Source organism: Muribacter muris (assembly GCF_004569585.1).
Taxonomy (GTDB): domain Bacteria; phylum Pseudomonadota; class Gammaproteobacteria; order Enterobacterales; family Pasteurellaceae; genus Muribacter; species Muribacter muris.
In genome coordinates, this window is record NZ_SPPA01000022.1 from 18,512 (window position 1) to 34,714 (window position 16,203).

Consider the following 16,203-nt stretch of genomic DNA (forward strand, 5'->3'; position numbering starts at 1 on the left):
AAAAATCTAGACGTTTAGACGGCTAAATTTTCTTGACAAACGCTGTCGCCCTCGCTAATTTAGTCAGCGATAAAAAGAAACATATTGGCACGCAAGCGGTGAGATACCGCCTGTTTTCTGCAAAATAAGGTTCACTATGGCACAACATATCACCCTTTTTACCGATCAACCGCTGCCCCTTACCCTTGGCGGCACGCTCTCGCCCGTTCAGGTGGCTTACCAAACCTATGGGCGTTTGAATGCGACAAAAGATAATGTGGTGCTGCTCTGCCACGCATTAACCGGCGATGCCGAACCTTACTTTGCACCACCGGCGGATAAAGGTTGGTGGCAGGATTTCATTGGGGCAGGCGCAGCGCTCGACACCGATCGCTATTTCTTTATTTGCTCGAATGTGTTGGGTGGCTGCAAAGGCACAACCGGCCCTGCTTCCCTCGACCCGCTCACTCAGAAACCTTACGGTAGCCGCTTTCCAATCATCACCGTTCAAGATATTGTCGCCGTGCAAAAAGCGCTGTTAGAGGCACTCGGCATTGGCACACTACACGCCGTAGTCGGCGGTTCGTTCGGCGGAATGCAAGCGACCCAATGGGGCATTAGCTATCCCGATAAAGTGCGCAATATCATCAACCTTTGCTCCTCCCTCACCCTAAGTGCCGAGGGGATCGGGTTTAACCACGTGATGCGCCAAGCGATCATCAATGATCCTGACTTTCGCCAAGGGGATTATTACGATCATCGCCCGCCCGCCAACGGGTTAAAACTGGCTCGAATGATCGGTATGCTGACCTACCGCACCGATGTTCAGCTCGCTAAAGCCTTTGGGCGTGAAACCAAGCAACACGGGGCTATTTGGGGCGATCATTTCCAAGTGGAATCCTATTTGAGCTATCAAGGGGTGAAATTTTTAGATCGTTTTGATGCCAACAGCTATTTGCGTTTATTGCGTGCGCTGGATTTATACGATCCGGCACTCGGCTTTGCAAGCGAGCGACACGCCCTACAACGTATTCAAGCAAACTACACCCTCGTGGCGGTTACCAGCGATCAACTGTTTAAATCGGTGGATATGCACAAAAGTAGACAGCGGTTGGAAGAGGCGGGAGTGAAGCTCGATTTTTACGAGCTACACTCTAATTTTGGGCACGATGCCTTTTTAGTCGATTACAGTTTTTTTGAACCGATGATCCGCAAAGGGTTGGCAAAATAGTTAAGCCCCTTTCAATTTATGCGGCAAAATCCCTTGAAATAACTCTCGGCTTTTGAGGGGAGCCGAACCTAAATAAGGCTTGAGCGCCAAGCGGGTAAAGCGTTTCGCCGCCTGTTGCGTACTTTTTTCCCGAAAATCCAACGCCTCAAACGCCAATAAATCCTGCCCGAGAAAACTTAAATTATTTTGCAAGAGTGAAGCAATAAAACCTTCATTTTCCCGAAATTGATAGCACATTGTCGGGGAAACCGGCTCGCCCGTGGCGGCACATTGGGTAAAATTCACCCCGTAACCGAGCGCTTGCAATACCTGAAATTCAAAGGTTCGTAAGGTCGGTTCAACCTCCGGCTTTGAAGCGAGGCGAGTGAGACAGTGCAGATAGTGTTGAAATAATTCGGGGTAGGCGGTATGGTTTTCCAACACACGGCTTAACACTTCATTGACATAAAAACCGCTGTAAAGGGCAAGGGTAGGCATTGGCAGGGTCATTGAAATCGCTTCAACCTTGCTGAGAATTTTTAACTCGCCCCGCCCGCTCCAACTCAACAGTAGCGGTGTAAAGGGTTGCAACAAGGCTTTGAGCGGCGAGCGGGCACGCCTTGCGCCTTTGGCAAGCAGCGTTATCCGCCCTTGCTGTTCCGTGAAAAAATCAACCAATAAGCTGGTTTCGCTATATTCTCTGCGATGCAGCACAAACGCCCGTTGCATAGTCAAATTCGCTCTCGTACGAAACAGGACACTGTTGCGTCCCGTTTAATATAATAGAAATCCGTTGCTCAAACTCAAGCAGTGGTTCATCTTGCCCGCATACAGCCGTTAGGCGCTCTACAATCCGACATTTTGAGCGTTACGCCGACATACTGTCAAAAAACGGCATTAACTCACCGCTTACCGTTACTCGTCAATGTAGCCGAGGGAACGTAGCGCACGCTCATCGTCCGCCCAGCCGGCTTTGACTTTCACCCACAATTCAAGGTGCACTTTGTTGTCAAACAGACGTTCCATATCGGCACGGGCTTCCGTGCCGATCACTTTGATTTTCTGCCCTTTATTGCCGATCACCATTTTTTTCTGCCCATCACGCTCGACTAAAATCAAGCCGTTGATCTCATAAGTGCCACGTTCATTGGTTTTAAACTGTTCAATCTCAACCGTTACGGAATAGGGTAATTCTTCCCCCATAAAACGCATCAGTTTTTCACGGATAATTTCCGATGCCATAAAACGTTGAGAGCGGTCGGTAACGTACTCTTCCGGATAGTGGTGAATCCCCTCTTTCAGCGATTGACGCACATATTTCTCTAAAATCTGTACATTTTCGCCCTTATGTGCCGAGATTGGAATAATTTCTTTGAACGGAAACTTGGCATTCAGCTCGGTAATGTGCGGCAATAGCACCTCTTTTTCATTGATATTGTCGATTTTGTTGATCGCCAATATCACCGGCGCTTTTGTGCTACGCAGTTTATTTAGTACCATTTCGTCATCATCTGTCCATTTTGTGCCTTCCACCACAAAAATGACCATATCGACATCACCAATCGCACTGCTGGCGGCACGATTCATCAGCCGGTTAATCGCCCGCTTTTCTTCAATATGTAACCCCGGCGTATCCACATAAATTTCTTGATACGCCCCTTCGGTTTTAATCCCTAAAATGCGGTGGCGGGTAGTTTGTGCCTTGCGTGAGGTAATTGAAATTTTCTGCCCGAGAATTTTATTTAAAAGGGTCGATTTGCCGACATTCGGACGCCCGACAATCGCAATAAATCCGCAGTAAGTTTTTAATTCTGTTGTCATACTTTCTCATTGAGGTTGAACAAACGGTCGGTTTTAAGACCTTTTTTGCAAATTTTTGCTTGTCTGCTGACCGCTTGTTGAGTTAATCGTTTAGATAATGATGCTGCCAGTCAGGAAAAACAACATTCAATGTATCACATAAAGTTCGCTTGATCGTTTCCAAAAGAAAGCATTCAATCTCTTCATAATTACGCTTATCCGCTTGAGATAAGGCTTGATAATATTCGATACGATCACTATCAGAAATAATCGCTAAAGGATAACCTCTTTTTATCAATTCTAAATTCATCAATAAGCGACCGGTTCTGCCATTTCCGTCAGTAAACGGATGAATATGGACAAAATCCGCGTGTAAACGGGCGATACATTTAATGTCAAGAAACTCATCTGAATGGGGCAATGCCGCTATGGATTGGTGATAATTTATCAACAAATTATCCATTTCCGTTTGCACTAAATAGGGTTGAGGCGGAATATGTTCGCTCCCCCCAATCATAACCGGTACATTACGGTATTTACCCGCACTATATTCATAATCCGTTCCTTTTAATAATAAATAATTAAATTCTTTAATCTGCTTTTCAGATAACGGATTATTCTCTTTGATTAAATCTTTCAGATAATAAATCGCATTTCTGTGGTTAATAATATCTAAATGATCTTTAAAGGGCTTACCCTTTGCGGTAATGCCGTTTTCAAGTAATACCTTAGTTTCTATCAACGTTAAAGAATTTCCCTCAATCGCATTGGATTGTTGGTTATATTTTAAATAAAAATGTTCTTCAAGTTTTTGTGCCGTTATAGCATCTAACGGTCTCTTACTATTCAACATTTTTAATAATGTCGCGAATCGGTATTGGCTCAGATCATCTAATTGCATTGCATTTCTTCATAAAGCAAGCGGTCGGTTTTAAGGCATTTTTTGCAAATGTTTACCGTTTACTGACCGCTTGTTGAGATTATTTATTGAGTAATTTTTGCAAGACTTGCTCGGCGGCATTTTGTTCGGCTTTACGGCGGCTAGTGCCACTACCGATCACTGTTTCTGCCAATCGTTCAACTTTACAACTTACGGTAAAGGTTTGGTTATGCGCTTCGCCTTTAATTTCAATCACTTGATATTCCGGCAATTTTAGCCTTTTGCCTTGCAAATACTCTTGCAAACGGGTTTTCGGATCTTTCTGCGCTTCACCCGGTTTCATTTCCACCAGCAAATCTTGGTACCAACGGGAAATACACTCAAGCGCCGTTTCAAAGCCGGCATCCAAATAGATCGCCGCGATAATTGCCTCAACACAATCCGATAAAATGGATTCCCGCCGAAAACCACCGCTTTTCAGCTCGCCTGCGCCCAAGCGTATATGCTCACCCAGCTCTAGATGACGCGCAACAATCGCTAAGGTCTGCTCCCGCACCAACGAGGCCCGCATTCGGCTGAGTTCCCCCTCGTTTGCTTTCGGGAATTTATCGTACAATGCCTTGCCAATGGCAAAGTTAAGAATAGAATCGCCGACAAATTCCAGCCGTTCGTTATTCTTTGCCCCTGCACTGCGATGGGTAAGCGCTTGTTTTAGGTAATCAATTTGTCGGAATTGATACCCCAGCTTACATTGTAATCGTTCTAATTGCATTAAGACCTCTGCCCTTGAGTTAAGGAAATGCGACCAACTTTGCCGCTGAAATTATTATTGTATTGTGGTAAATAATCGGTTAAATCGTATGCCGGTTGGAAATTCATTCGGCTTTTTATCCAAACTCAACCAAATAAAAGTGGCTTTACCGACCAGATTTTTTTCCGGTACAAAGCCCCAAAAACGGCTGTCTTCACTGTTATCCCGATTATCGCCCATTACGAAATAATGCCCTGCCGGTACAACCCATTCACCGACCGCTTGACCCGCTTGTTGATAAAAATAGGGGGCATAATTAAATGCCTGCGGGTTATTCAAAATTTGATGGCGGACATCACCGATTTCCGTACGCTCAATTTGCATTTCACCGTGGTAGAAAAAGTCGGGATTTGGTGCTGCACCTTGATATTGGAATGTCTTCACTTCGCCGGTTTTGCCGTCTGTTACCGTTAATTGTTGGGTGGATAAGTTATATTGAACTTTATCGCCACCCACACCAATCACACGTTTAATGTAATCCACTGCCGGTTGCTGCGGCGCTTTAAACACCACCACATCGCCCCGCTGCGGTTTGCCCGTTTCAATTAAAGTATTCTGCCAAATCGGATCTTTAATGCCGTAGGCGTATTTTTCCACCACTAAGAAATCGCCCACTCGCAAGGTCGGTTCCATTGATCCGCTCGGAATTTGAAACGGCTCAAAAATAAATGAGCGTAAAAAAGTGACCAAGAAAAGTACCCCAAAGAGTGAGGCAAGAAATTCACCGACCATTGAGCGAGGCTGAACTTGTGCCAGTTCTTCCGCCGTTAATTCACGCTCTAGCCGTTTTTGCTCACGGGCAATTTTCGCTTGGCGGCGAGGTTCGGCACTGAATTTATAAAACGCCCAAAAACCACCGCAGATCACCACCAACGATACCAATATAATCGACAAGGTGTTCGGCAGTTGGTAGCTCTCCAACACTTTCCATACGCCGTAAAGCACGGCAATAAATAAAATCGGCAGAATATTTGCCATTTCGTTCTCCTTCTGCAAGCAGCCGGTTTTAAGTGGAAATTTACGATATTATTAGCCGTTGCACAAACTTAAATACTATCTCATAAGTAGGGAAACCATACAACTTTTGAGATCATTTGATTTTCACGGATACTTGCGTAGCGTCCCTACATTTCTTTAAATTGTACATTTGCTACATAATATCGAAAATTTACAAAAATATCTCACTAACCGACCGCTTGTGGTTAGTCTTTGCCAACGTGTAAAATTGCTAAAAACGCCTCTTGCGGTACTTCAACGTTACCGAGGGATTTCATTCGTTTTTTACCCTCTTTCTGTTTTTGCAACAATTTTTTCTTACGGCTGACATCACCGCCGTAACATTTTGCCAAGACATTTTTGCGTAACTGTTTAACCGTAGAGCGCGCGATAATATGGTTGCCGATCGCCGCTTGGATCGCAATATCAAATTGCTGACGGGGAATGAGATCTTTCATTTTTTCGACCAATTCACGCCCACGATACTGTGCATTATCTTTATGCACGATAAGTGCCAACGCATCAACCCGATCGCCGTTGATCATAATATCAACCCGCACCATATCGGCTGCTTGGAAACGCTTAAAGCCGTAATCCAAAGAGGCATAACCGCGAGACGTAGACTTCAAACGGTCGAAGAAATCCAGCACCACTTCTCCCATTGGGATTTCATAGGTCAGGGCAATTTGATTGCCGTGATACACCATATTAGTTTGCACGCCCCGTTTTTCAACGCAAAGGGTAATCACATTGCCTAAATATTCCTGCGGCACAAGCATATTACACTCGGCAATCGGCTCACGGATTTGGGCAATATTGCTGATCGGCGGCAGTTTGGACGGGCTATCCACATAAACAACCTCACCGTTGGTCTGCTCGACTTCATAGACAACGGTCGGCGCTGTCGTAATCAAGTCAAGATCATATTCCCGTTCTAAGCGCTCTTGGATAATTTCCATATGCAATAAGCCGAGGAAACCGCAACGGAAACCAAAGCCGAGTGCCGTGGAATTTTCCGGCTCGTAGAAAAGCGAGGCATCGTTTAGGCTCAACTTGCCGAGAGCGTCCCGGAAAGCTTCATAATCGTCCGAGCTAATCGGGAACAAACCGGCATAAACTTGCGGCTTCACTTTTTTGAAACCCGCTAACACCTCTGCGGCAGGGTTATGATGATGGGTAATCGTATCGCCCACCGGCGCGCCTAAAATATCTTTAATCGCACAGACAACCCAGCCGACTTCGCCGCAGTTTAAGACGGTCGTATCCACTTGTTTCGGGGTGAAAATCCCTAAGCGATCCACATTATAGGATTGTCCGGTACTCATTACCTTAATTTTGTCGCCTTTCTTGAGCGTACCGTTTTTCACCCGAACTAAGGAAACCACACCCAAATAGTTATCAAACCAAGAGTCAATAATTAACGCTTGCAACGGCGCTTCGGGATCGCCTTCAGGAGCAGGGATTTTTGCAACAATCTCTTCCAATACCAAATCAATACCTAACCCCGTTTTTGCCGAACAGCGCACCGCTTCCATTGCATCAATGCCGACAATATCCTCAATTTCTTCCGCCACTCGCTCCGGATCAGCCGCTGGTAAGTCGATTTTATTTAAAATTGGCACAACTTCCAAATCCATTTCAATCGCCGTATAGCAATTTGCTAAGGTTTGCGCCTCAACGCCTTGTCCGGCATCGACCACTAATAATGCACCCTCACACGCAGCTAAAGAGCGGGATACTTCATAGGAAAAGTCAACGTGTCCCGGAGTGTCGATAAAATTCAGTTGATAAGTTTCACCGTCCTTGGCGGTGTAATGAAGGGTTACGCTTTGGGCTTTAATGGTTATGCCACGTTCACGCTCCAAATCCATTGAGTCCAGCACTTGTGCTTCCATCTCACGCGCCGATAAGCCGCCGCAGGTTTGAATCAAGCGGTCGGATAAGGTCGATTTGCCGTGATCGATATGGGCAATAATAGAAAAATTACGAATATTCTGCATTTTCATAAGGGCAGTAAATGTCCTATCTGTCAAAACTTATTAAGAAAATAGTCGCAGAATTTTACCTGAAAACCAACGAAAAGGAAAAAGAAAGCGGTCGGTTTCAATGATTTTTTTGCAAAAACGGTGGGGAAACCCACCGCTTGTCAAGACAAAAGCGAGCCTTAGGCTCGCTCTTAATTGAAAGGAAAAAATTATGCGTTTCCGCCAGTGATTTTTGCCACTTCTGCTGCGAAATCTTCTTCCACTTTCTCGATACCTTCACCCACTTCTAAACGGATGAAACCGGACACGGAAGTATTCACAGATTTTAAGTAGTTACCGACAGATTGTGATGGATCCATTACAAATGCTTGACCGGTTAAAGACACTTCGCCGGTGAATTTCGCCATACGGCCTTCAACCATTTTCTCTGCGATCTCTTTTGGTTTACCGGAGTTCATTGCGATTTCGATTTGAATTTCACGCTCTTTTGCCACCACTTCCGCAGAAACATCTTCAGGATTAACAAATTCAGGTTTAGAGGCTGCAACGTGCATTGCCACTTTTTTCAACTCATCTTCAGCGCCTTGACCCGCAACTAATACACCGATTTTCGCACCGTGTAAGTATTGTGCAAGCACTTCGCCCTCTAAGTATTGAACACGGCGGATATTCATATTCTCACCGATTTTCGCCACTAACGCCGCACGTTTTTCTTCAAATTGCGCTTGTAACGCATCAATGGTTGCACCTTTGTTTGCAACTGCATAATCCGCTACTTCGTTCGCTAATTCTAAGAAGCCGGCATCTTTCGCTACGAAGTCTGTTTCACAGTTCATTTCAACTAATACGCCGAAACCTGCGCCGATACGAGCAAGGATAACGCCTTCTGCGGCAACACGACCGGCTTTTTTAGCCGCTTTGGCTTGACCGGATTTACGCATATTGTCGATTGCTAATTCAATATCGCCATTTGCTTCCACTAACGCTTTTTTACATTCCATCATACCTGCGCCGGTACGCTCACGTAGCTCTTTTACGAGTGCTGCTGTAATTTCAGCCATTTTCGATTCCTCTTGATTGTAGATAAAAGAAAGCAGGGGAAAATTTGCCCCTGCTTCACAAATAATGAATGTGTTTTAAGGGCTTGCCTTAAAGACGATTATTCAGCCGCTTCTTCTGCAACAAATTCCGCTGCAACAGCTTCTTGACCACGACCTTCTTTGATTGCCGCTACCGCTGCATCTAAGTAAAGTTGGATCGCACGTGCTGCGTCATCGTTACCCGGGATAACGTAGTTTACGCCGTCCGGGCTTGCGTTAGTATCAACGATCGCAAATACCGGAATACCGAGGTTGTTTGCTTCTTTGATTGCGATATGTTCGTAGTCTGCACCGATGACAAAGATTGCATCTGGTAAACCCGCCATATCTTTAATACCGCCTAAGCTTAATTCTAATTTTTCAAGCTCACGGGTACGCATCAATGCTTCTTTTTTAGTGATTTTATCGAATGTACCGTCTTGGGTTTGCGCTTCTAAATCTTTTAAGCGTTTGATTGATTGACGGACTGTTTTCCAGTTAGTCAACATACCACCTAACCAACGGTGGTTCACGTAGAATTGCTGGCTCTCTACTGCCGCTGCTTTTACTGCGTCTGACGCTGCACGTTTTGTCCCAACGAAAAGAATTTTGCCATTGTTGCTCGCAATGCGGGTTAATTCCGCTAACGCTTCGTTAAATAACGGTAAAGTCACTTCCAAGTTTACAATGTGAACACCATTACGCGCACCGAAGATAAACGGTTTCATTTTTGGGTTCCAGTAACGAGTTTGGTGACCGAAGTGAACGCCTGCGTTAAGCATATCGCGCATAGATACTTGTGCCATAAAAATTTTCCTTTTGTGAGTTCCCAATGAAATGGGAAGGGTTTAGCCTCCACATACCCTGATAAATCGACCGTTAAAGATTATCTAACAGCACCCCGATAACCAGTTAATGATATGTGTGTGATTTTGGATTAACATAAAAAAATAAACGTTTTTCGTGCAAAATAGCTTAAGCACAAAAAACGGGCGAATTTTAGCAGGATTTTAGAAAAAATCCAGTGATTTTTCACGAAAAATCGGGGCATCTCCCCTGCCCCGATCTATCGACATTAAACAACATTACGCCGCTTTAGCCATTTCAAATTCAATCAGCATCATTAAGATATGAATGACTTTAATATGCACTTCTTGAATACGATCGGCATAGCGGAAATGCGGCACACGGATTTCCACATCCGCCAGCCCCGCCATTTGCCCGCCGTCTTTACCCGTCATCGCAATCACTTTCATTCCTTTGGCTTTCGCCGCTGCTATTGCATTAAGCACATTCTTTGAATTGCCGGAGGTGGACAGTCCAAACAGGACATCGCCTTTTTGCCCCACGGCTTCAACATAGCGGGAAAAGACATATTCATAGCCGAAATCGTTACTCACACAGCTTAAATGGCTGACATCGGAAATGGCAATCGCCGGATAACCGGGGCGGTTTTCGCGATAACGTCCGGTCAGCTCTTCGGCAAAGTGCATCGCATCGCAGTGCGAACCGCCGTTACCGCAAGAAAGTACCTTTCCGCCTTGTTTGAAACTGTCGGAAATCAGCAATGCCGCCTGCTGAATTAAGGCTAAATTGTGTTCGTCTTGAATGAATTTATCTAATACTTCGGCAGCTTCTTTCAATTCTGCCAAAATCTGTTGTTGATACATAACCTGATCCTTTTGCAAAAAATGGAAATTTTCTTACCGCTTGTTCGGCGGAAAAGTGCGGGCAGTCTAACATAAAGCCCCGCCGGATACAGCAACAATCTCCGCATCAATAGGCTGAAATCGCACAGGGCAAACCTGATCAATCGCTTTCTGAAAAATATTGCTCTCAACATGTGAAGAAGATCACATTTTTGATCTTTTTTCGCGCAACCACTTGCGAAATATTTTGGCAGTATTAGACTAAAAATCGTTTAGTCGGGGTGCAATTATTGCTGAGATTATACCCGTGAACCTGATTCAGTTAATACTGACGTAGGGAACTAACTTCAATACTGTCCACCTTTTCGTCAATATTGCTGGTTCTGCTTTTATTCAATAAATAGGAGACACTATGCAATTTTCTCTTTTAGATAAAATCCGCCAAGCCAACCCGTTAATCCATTGCATTACCAATTACGTTGTCGCCAACTACACCGCAAACGGTCTGTTGGCATTGGGCGCTTCGCCGTTAATGTCCGCCAATGTGCAAGAAATGTCAGATATTCAACACTTTTCCAAAGGCTTACTCTTAAATATCGGCACGCTCAATCATTCGGATCTCGATGCAATGATATGCGCCGGACGTGCGGCAAATGCCCTGAACGTGCCGGTTGTGTTAGATCCCGTTGGCGTAGGGGCAACGCCTTACCGCCAACAAGCCATAGCCCATCTGTTACAAACGGTGAAAATGAGCGTTATTCGGGGTAATGTCGGTGAAATTGCCACACTTGCCGAAATAGATTGGCAAGCGAAAGGAGTCGATGCCGGACAGGGGCAAGCGGACTTCGCTGCGATGACACAGGCAGTTGCCCAAAAATATCACTGTATCGTGGCAATGAGCGGAGAAATCGATCGCATCAGCGATGGTAACCGCGTGGTGAATATCCACAACGGCACACCGCTTTTTACCCGTATCACCGGCGCAGGCTGCCTACTCGGTGCAGTATTTGCCGCCTTTTTGAGCGTTGCCGACCAAGATCAAGCCTTCCAAGCGACCATTGAAGCCTGCACAAGTTATAACATAGCAGGCGAGCTGGCAACTCAAGGGATTTTACCGCAGCAATCAGGGAAATTCGCCGTGCAGTTACTTGATTGTCTTGCCACCCTTCGCCCGACAGATATTTCAACACGCGCGAGGGTAAGTGATGAATAAGATCCCTCAAGTGCTGACGATTGCCGGTTCGGACAGTGGCGGCGGTGCAGGTATTCAGGCGGATTTAAAAACGTTCCAAATGCGCCGTGTTTTTGGCACGAGCGTGATTACCGCCGTAACCGCTCAAAATACGCAAGGGGTGTTTGACATTCACCCTATTCCTGTCAAGAGTATTGCTGCACAAATTGATACGGTAGCGCAAGATTTTGAACTCGCCGCCGTCAAACTCGGTATGCTCGGCAGTAGTGAGGTCATTGAATGTGTTGCCGACAAGCTACGCTATTATCAATTTAATCGGCTCATTGTCGATCCGGTTATGATCGCCAAGGGTGGCTCAGCTTTATTAGCCCCTGACGCGATCACTGCCTTGATCCGCCAATTACTGCCTTTAACGGACATTCTTACCCCTAATTTACCGGAAGCGGAAGCCTTAACCGGCATACACATCACCGATCATCGCACGGCAAAACGGGCGGCACAAGCCCTACAAAAAATGGGCGCAAACGCTGTGATTATAAAGGGGGGACATCTTCAAGGGGAGATGAGTACCGATTGGGTGTTTCACCCTGAATTTGAATTGACATTAAGTACCCCACGCTATGACACACCCCATACTCACGGCACAGGGTGTACCTTCTCCGCCTGCATTACGGCGGAGCTTGCAAAAGGCAAAACCGTACAACAAGCGGTCAGTATCACTAAAAAATTTGTCAATGCCGCCATTTGCAACAGTTTAAATATCGGCAAAGGGCAAGGGCCGACTAACCACTGGGCATATCAAGATGAAAGTTAATATTAGGGCTTCACTGCATCTTTACTTTATTGCCGGCACACAGGATATGCGACATTTAAGCGGCGATCCTGCCGATAACTTACTGAACATCTTAAGACAGGCACTAGAGAGCGGCATCAGTTGCTTTCAATTTCGTGATAAAGGTCAATTCTCTTTGGCTGCACAGCCTAAAGCACAGGCAGATCTCGCCAAAAAATGTCGCCGATTATGCCACGACTATCAGATTCCTTTTATTATGAATGATGATGTCGAGTTGGGGCTGGCAGTCGGGGCGGACGGTATTCACATCGGTCAATCGGACGGCAATGTCAAACAGATTATTGAGCGGCTAAAAAAGCAAAATCTCATATTTGGATTATCGATCAATACCCTTGAACAACTCCAACATTATCGCCATTATGACGCGATTGATTATTTCGGCATCGGGCCGATTTTCCCAACCGCTTCAAAGCTCGACCACAGTGCCGCTTTAGGCGTGGATTTCCTTGATAACCTGCCCCGATTAGCGATTGATAAGCCTTGTGTGGCGATCGGCGGCATCAATACTGCTAATGCCGCCCGCTTACGCCAAAGCGGGATTGACGGGCTTGCTGTCATTTCCGCCATCACCCAAGCGCCGGATATCCCCTTAGCCGTTCGGCAACTCAAAGCCGCCCCGATAATTCTCAACAATCGCTAGGAAAACCACCGGAAATTAGGTAAAATCGCCCCGTTTATTTGTTTAGAAAGGAACAGCATAATGATTAACGACATTAAAAAAGACACGCAAGAACGTATGGAAAAAAGCCTTGAGGCATTAAAAGGACATATTGCGAAGATCCGTACCGGTCGTGCGCAACCGAGCTTATTAGACGGAATCCAAGTCGAGTATTACGGTGCGGCAACCCCGTTACGTCAATTAGCCAATGTGGTGGCGGAAGATGCCCGCACCCTTGCTGTTAGCGTGTTTGACCGTTCTTTAATCGGTGCGGTTGAAAAAGCGATTTTAACCTCTGACTTAGGGTTAAACCCATCTTCTGCCGGCACGACTATCCGTGTGCCGCTTCCACCGCTTACGGAAGAACGCCGCCGTGATTTAATCAAGATTGTCAAAGGCGAAGGCGAGCAAGGCAAAGTCGCGATTCGTAACGTTCGCCGTGATGCTAACGATAAAATCAAAGCCTTACTCAAAGATAAAGCAATCAGCGAAAACGAGCAGCACAAAGCCGAAGAAGAGATCCAAAAAATCACCGACAGCTTCATCAAAAAAGTCGATGAAGTGTTAGCCGACAAAGAAAAAGAGTTAATGGATTTCTAATTTATCCCCTAATCTGCCCCTTATTCTGACGAGTGAGGGGCGATTTTTCATTGTTCCCAGTATGATCACAATACGCTTTTCATTCAAACTGTAGGAACACGCTAATCTCTCTTCCTCAATAACAGATAGAGTTTGAATATACCCGCTACCTATGAATAGTCTTCAGACTGATATAACCGATAGATAATGCCATAGTTTCCTCTCTCAAGCGGTCAATATCTTGCCAACATTTGCAAAATTAAATTTTTGTAAAAACTGACTACTAAACCGATTTAGCAGGCGATTTTACGAATAAAAGAGAGTAGAATATTGAGAATTATTCTTAATAACTTCTATCTTAGAGAACGCCTATGACCTTTAAACACAATCTCATTTATACCGCTTTATTTGCGACCACGGCTTCGTTAAGTTACGCCACTCAAACGGAAAACCAAGCCTCATTAGATGAAGTCGAAGTGGTTGCCGAACTTGAACAGTTCAAAGCCAACCCGAATTTAAAAGCCGATGTCAATTTAAGTTTGCTCGGCAAGCAGTTAGCCTTTACTTCGCCGATTAGCGTGGTGAATTACGATGAAAAAGCCTTCGCCGATAAAGAGCCTCGCAATGTGGTCGATGCGATTGCCAAAACCGATGCGTCAGTAATGAATTTCGGCGGTGAAACCAATACCCTACAAGGCATTTATGTGCGGGGATTACAGCTAGATGCCCGCCAATTTAGCGTGAACGGCTTGGCAGGGCTTTATTCCACCTACAATTCACCGACGGCAGCGGTCAGTTCTGCACAGTTGATAAAAGGGGCGTCCACCGCCACCGTAGGAATGGATCCGGAAGGCTCGGCGGGTGCTTCACTGAATATTGAAACCAAACGGGCGACCGATGAGGAGATTAACCGTATCGGCTTGGCGTGGTTCAGCAATAATCGTTTACAAGAATCCTTTGACTTTGGTCGCCGCTTTGGTACGAACAACGAGTGGGGCGTGCGGATCAACGGCAAATACCGTGATGGCGATACTGCCCGTGTCGGCTACGGCGAGCGAGCCAAAGAGATTGCGATTGGCGCGGATTATCGTGGCGAAAAGCTACGAGTCGGGCTTGATTATATGCAAAATAAACGCCAAGTCGATGGCGGGCGGGCAAGGGTTCAGGATATGCAAAATTTAGCCTTTGCGATCCCCGCTGCTCCAAACGGCAAGATCAATTTAGTGCCGCATTGGTCTGCACAAACTAGCCAAGATGCCACTGCGATGTTGACCTTTGAGTACGATTTACTGGATAATCTAATGCTTTCCGGCGGACTTGGGCATATGGAATCGAAATATGCTGGCTCTTTCACGCAACTGGCAATGCGGAATCAAAACGGTGATTACCGTATTGCGAATGCAACCGCCTTTGACTTCCACGCCCGTACCACCAGTGCTAATCTCAAGTTGCAGGGCAATTTTGCAACAGGACAGCTTAACCACGATTGGAATCTCGCATTTGACTCGGTAGAACGGCAGCGGGATCACGACAATAACCCGACTAAAACCCGCAACGGTCAAATGCAGACCAATCTGTACCAGCCTGAATTTATTGAAAAACCGGCTTTCACAGCGCTTAGTCAAGCGACAGATACCAAGCTCACCTCACAGAGTGTTGCGCTTTCAGATACGCTTGGCATTCTGGATGATAAGCTCCGCCTCACGCTCGGCGGGCGTTTCCAATGGATTAAGCAACAAGATCGCAATGCAAATAACCGCTTGTCGTCCCACCGCTTCAGCCCAATGACGGCGATCTCTTATGCCTATAATCCAAATTTAGTGTTCTATGCTAACTATTTGGAAGATCTTGAACCGGGCAAAGTCGATATGGAAACCGGTGAAATGAACAGCCCACGGGTTACCAAACAGATAGAAGCCGGTGTGCGTAAAAACTGGGGAGAAAATATCACGACAACTTTCAGTGCTTACCAAATCAGCCGTCCGGGGATTATTCGTGGCAACACGAAAGCGATGAAAGCCTTCGCCAATCAGGAACGAGGTAAAGAGCGCAACCGTGGGCTTGAATTTAACCTCTACACCAGCCTGTTGGACAAAACCCTGCGTGCCAATGTGGGCGTAAGCTACAATCAAGGCAAAGTATTCGATTTCCCGACCTATGCGGATACGATTGTGTCCGGCGTACAAGTTACCAGCCCTCGTCTGATGATGAAAACCAACATAGAATGGGACACCGCTTTTTTGCGTAATTTAACCTTGAATGCCGGCTTGCAGCACTACGGCAAATCCTATCAGGATACGGCAGCCAACTATAAATTACCGTCATATACCACCGTGGACGCCTGTGCAAAATATGCCCTATCCCTCAATGGCAAACAACAAATGGTGTTCCGTTTAGGTGTTGAAAATCTGTTCAAAAAACAGTATTGGCAAGTACAACGGGGACAATACGATCGCAGCTTTGCCGTATTAGGAATGCCCCGCACCTACTGGTTCAAAACCGATTATTCATTCTAAACACGGCTTGAGCAAG

The 16,203-nt window shown here is 45.8% G+C and carries 15 protein-coding genes and 1 riboswitch; of the genes, 6 read left to right on the forward strand and 9 right to left on the reverse strand.

What is annotated here, in order from left to right:
• Window positions 1-136 precede the first annotated feature (136 nt).
• The gene (gene metX / locus E4T80_RS09575; RefSeq protein ID WP_135057832.1) at window positions 137-1,210 is read left to right on the forward strand and encodes a homoserine O-acetyltransferase MetX; all 1,074 of its coding nucleotides are present in this window, start codon (window positions 137-139) and stop codon (window positions 1,208-1,210) included.
• Here the strand turns inward: metX and recO are convergent, their stop codons facing one another.
• From recO to lpcA, 9 genes are all read right to left on the reverse strand, one after another.
• Window positions 1,211-1,918, reverse strand: coding sequence for a DNA repair protein RecO (gene recO / locus E4T80_RS09580; RefSeq protein ID WP_135057834.1), 708 nt, complete (start codon window positions 1,916-1,918; stop codon window positions 1,211-1,213).
• A gap of 186 nt (window positions 1,919-2,104) precedes the next feature.
• The gene (gene era, locus E4T80_RS09585) at window positions 2,105-3,010 is read right to left on the reverse strand and encodes a GTPase Era (RefSeq protein WP_135057836.1); all 906 of its coding nucleotides are present in this window, start codon (window positions 3,008-3,010) and stop codon (window positions 2,105-2,107) included.
• An 82-nt stretch (window positions 3,011-3,092) separates the two neighbouring features.
• The gene (locus E4T80_RS09590; RefSeq protein WP_407662377.1) at window positions 3,093-3,842 is read right to left on the reverse strand and encodes a Fic family protein; all 750 of its coding nucleotides are present in this window, start codon (window positions 3,840-3,842) and stop codon (window positions 3,093-3,095) included.
• Between the two features lie 127 nt (window positions 3,843-3,969).
• A complete protein-coding gene (gene rnc / locus E4T80_RS09595; RefSeq protein WP_135057842.1) occupies window positions 3,970-4,641 on the reverse strand; it encodes a ribonuclease III in 672 nt (223 codons plus the stop codon).
• Between the two features lie 54 nt (window positions 4,642-4,695).
• Complete coding sequence (gene lepB, locus E4T80_RS09600; protein WP_135057845.1) at window positions 4,696-5,658, reverse strand: signal peptidase I; 963 nt, start codon at window positions 5,656-5,658, stop codon at window positions 4,696-4,698.
• Between the two features lie 224 nt (window positions 5,659-5,882).
• Complete coding sequence (gene lepA / locus E4T80_RS09605) at window positions 5,883-7,676, reverse strand: translation elongation factor 4 (protein WP_047977122.1); 1,794 nt, start codon at window positions 7,674-7,676, stop codon at window positions 5,883-5,885.
• Window positions 7,677-7,870: 194 nt separating this feature from the next.
• Entirely contained in the window at window positions 7,871-8,722 is an 852-nt protein-coding gene (gene tsf, locus E4T80_RS09610; RefSeq protein ID WP_047977109.1) for a translation elongation factor Ts, read from the reverse strand.
• A 98-nt stretch (window positions 8,723-8,820) separates the two neighbouring features.
• On the reverse strand, window positions 8,821-9,546 hold the full coding sequence (rpsB, locus tag E4T80_RS09615; RefSeq protein WP_047977110.1) for a 30S ribosomal protein S2: 726 nt from the start codon (window positions 9,544-9,546) through the stop codon (window positions 8,821-8,823).
• 279 nt (window positions 9,547-9,825) lie between these two features.
• Window positions 9,826-10,410 (reverse strand): D-sedoheptulose 7-phosphate isomerase, encoded by a 585-nt coding sequence (gene lpcA / locus E4T80_RS09620; RefSeq protein WP_047977111.1) that lies wholly within the window; start codon window positions 10,408-10,410, stop codon window positions 9,826-9,828.
• Window positions 10,411-10,656: 246 nt separating this feature from the next.
• Window positions 10,657-10,746, forward strand: a riboswitch (TPP riboswitch).
• A 55-nt stretch (window positions 10,747-10,801) separates the two neighbouring features.
• On the opposite strand from lpcA, the gene thiM reads away from it, so the two are divergent.
• From thiM to E4T80_RS09645, 5 genes are all read left to right on the forward strand, one after another.
• Window positions 10,802-11,602, forward strand: a complete 801-nt coding sequence (gene thiM, locus E4T80_RS09625; protein WP_135057848.1) for a hydroxyethylthiazole kinase — start codon at window positions 10,802-10,804, stop codon at window positions 11,600-11,602.
• Window positions 11,595-12,395: a bifunctional hydroxymethylpyrimidine kinase/phosphomethylpyrimidine kinase gene (gene thiD / locus E4T80_RS09630; RefSeq protein WP_135057851.1), complete on the forward strand. Its 801-nt coding sequence runs from the start codon at window positions 11,595-11,597 to the stop codon at window positions 12,393-12,395. Before thiM ends, thiD begins: the two co-directional genes overlap by 8 nt.
• The gene (gene thiE, locus E4T80_RS09635; RefSeq protein WP_135057854.1) at window positions 12,385-13,074 is read left to right on the forward strand and encodes a thiamine phosphate synthase; all 690 of its coding nucleotides are present in this window, start codon (window positions 12,385-12,387) and stop codon (window positions 13,072-13,074) included. The genes thiD and thiE overlap by 11 nt, the downstream gene beginning before the upstream one ends.
• 60 nt (window positions 13,075-13,134) lie before the next feature.
• Window positions 13,135-13,692 (forward strand): ribosome recycling factor, encoded by a 558-nt coding sequence (frr, locus tag E4T80_RS09640; protein WP_047977115.1) that lies wholly within the window; start codon window positions 13,135-13,137, stop codon window positions 13,690-13,692.
• Between the two features lie 350 nt (window positions 13,693-14,042).
• Window positions 14,043-16,187: a TonB-dependent receptor gene (locus E4T80_RS09645; protein ID WP_135057857.1), complete on the forward strand. Its 2,145-nt coding sequence runs from the start codon at window positions 14,043-14,045 to the stop codon at window positions 16,185-16,187.
• Window positions 16,188-16,203: the final 16 nt, after the last annotated feature.

Excerpts from the sequence above, each read along its gene's own strand:
- metX (WP_135057832.1), top strand. The coding sequence starts at position 137 with ATGGCACAACATATCACCCTTTTTACCGATCAACCGCTGCCCCTTACC.
- recO (WP_135057834.1), bottom strand. The coding sequence starts at position 1,918 with ATGCAACGGGCGTTTGTGCTGCATCGCAGAGAATATAGCGAAACCAGC.
- era (WP_135057836.1), bottom strand. The coding sequence starts at position 3,010 with ATGACAACAGAATTAAAAACTTACTGCGGATTTATTGCGATTGTCGGG.
- E4T80_RS09590 (WP_407662377.1), bottom strand. The coding sequence starts at position 3,842 with ATGTTGAATAGTAAGAGACCGTTAGATGCTATAACGGCACAAAAACTT.
- rnc (WP_135057842.1), bottom strand. The coding sequence starts at position 4,641 with ATGCAATTAGAACGATTACAATGTAAGCTGGGGTATCAATTCCGACAA.
- lepB (WP_135057845.1), bottom strand. The coding sequence starts at position 5,658 with ATGGCAAATATTCTGCCGATTTTATTTATTGCCGTGCTTTACGGCGTA.
- lepA (WP_047977122.1), bottom strand. The coding sequence starts at position 7,676 with ATGCAGAATATTCGTAATTTTTCTATTATTGCCCATATCGATCACGGC.
- tsf (WP_047977109.1), bottom strand. The coding sequence starts at position 8,722 with ATGGCTGAAATTACAGCAGCACTCGTAAAAGAGCTACGTGAGCGTACC.
- rpsB (WP_047977110.1), bottom strand. The coding sequence starts at position 9,546 with ATGGCACAAGTATCTATGCGCGATATGCTTAACGCAGGCGTTCACTTC.
- lpcA (WP_047977111.1), bottom strand. The coding sequence starts at position 10,410 with ATGTATCAACAACAGATTTTGGCAGAATTGAAAGAAGCTGCCGAAGTA.
- thiM (WP_135057848.1), top strand. The coding sequence starts at position 10,802 with ATGCAATTTTCTCTTTTAGATAAAATCCGCCAAGCCAACCCGTTAATC.
- thiD (WP_135057851.1), top strand. The coding sequence starts at position 11,595 with ATGAATAAGATCCCTCAAGTGCTGACGATTGCCGGTTCGGACAGTGGC.
- thiE (WP_135057854.1), top strand. The coding sequence starts at position 12,385 with ATGAAAGTTAATATTAGGGCTTCACTGCATCTTTACTTTATTGCCGGC.
- frr (WP_047977115.1), top strand. The coding sequence starts at position 13,135 with ATGATTAACGACATTAAAAAAGACACGCAAGAACGTATGGAAAAAAGC.
- E4T80_RS09645 (WP_135057857.1), top strand. The coding sequence starts at position 14,043 with ATGACCTTTAAACACAATCTCATTTATACCGCTTTATTTGCGACCACG.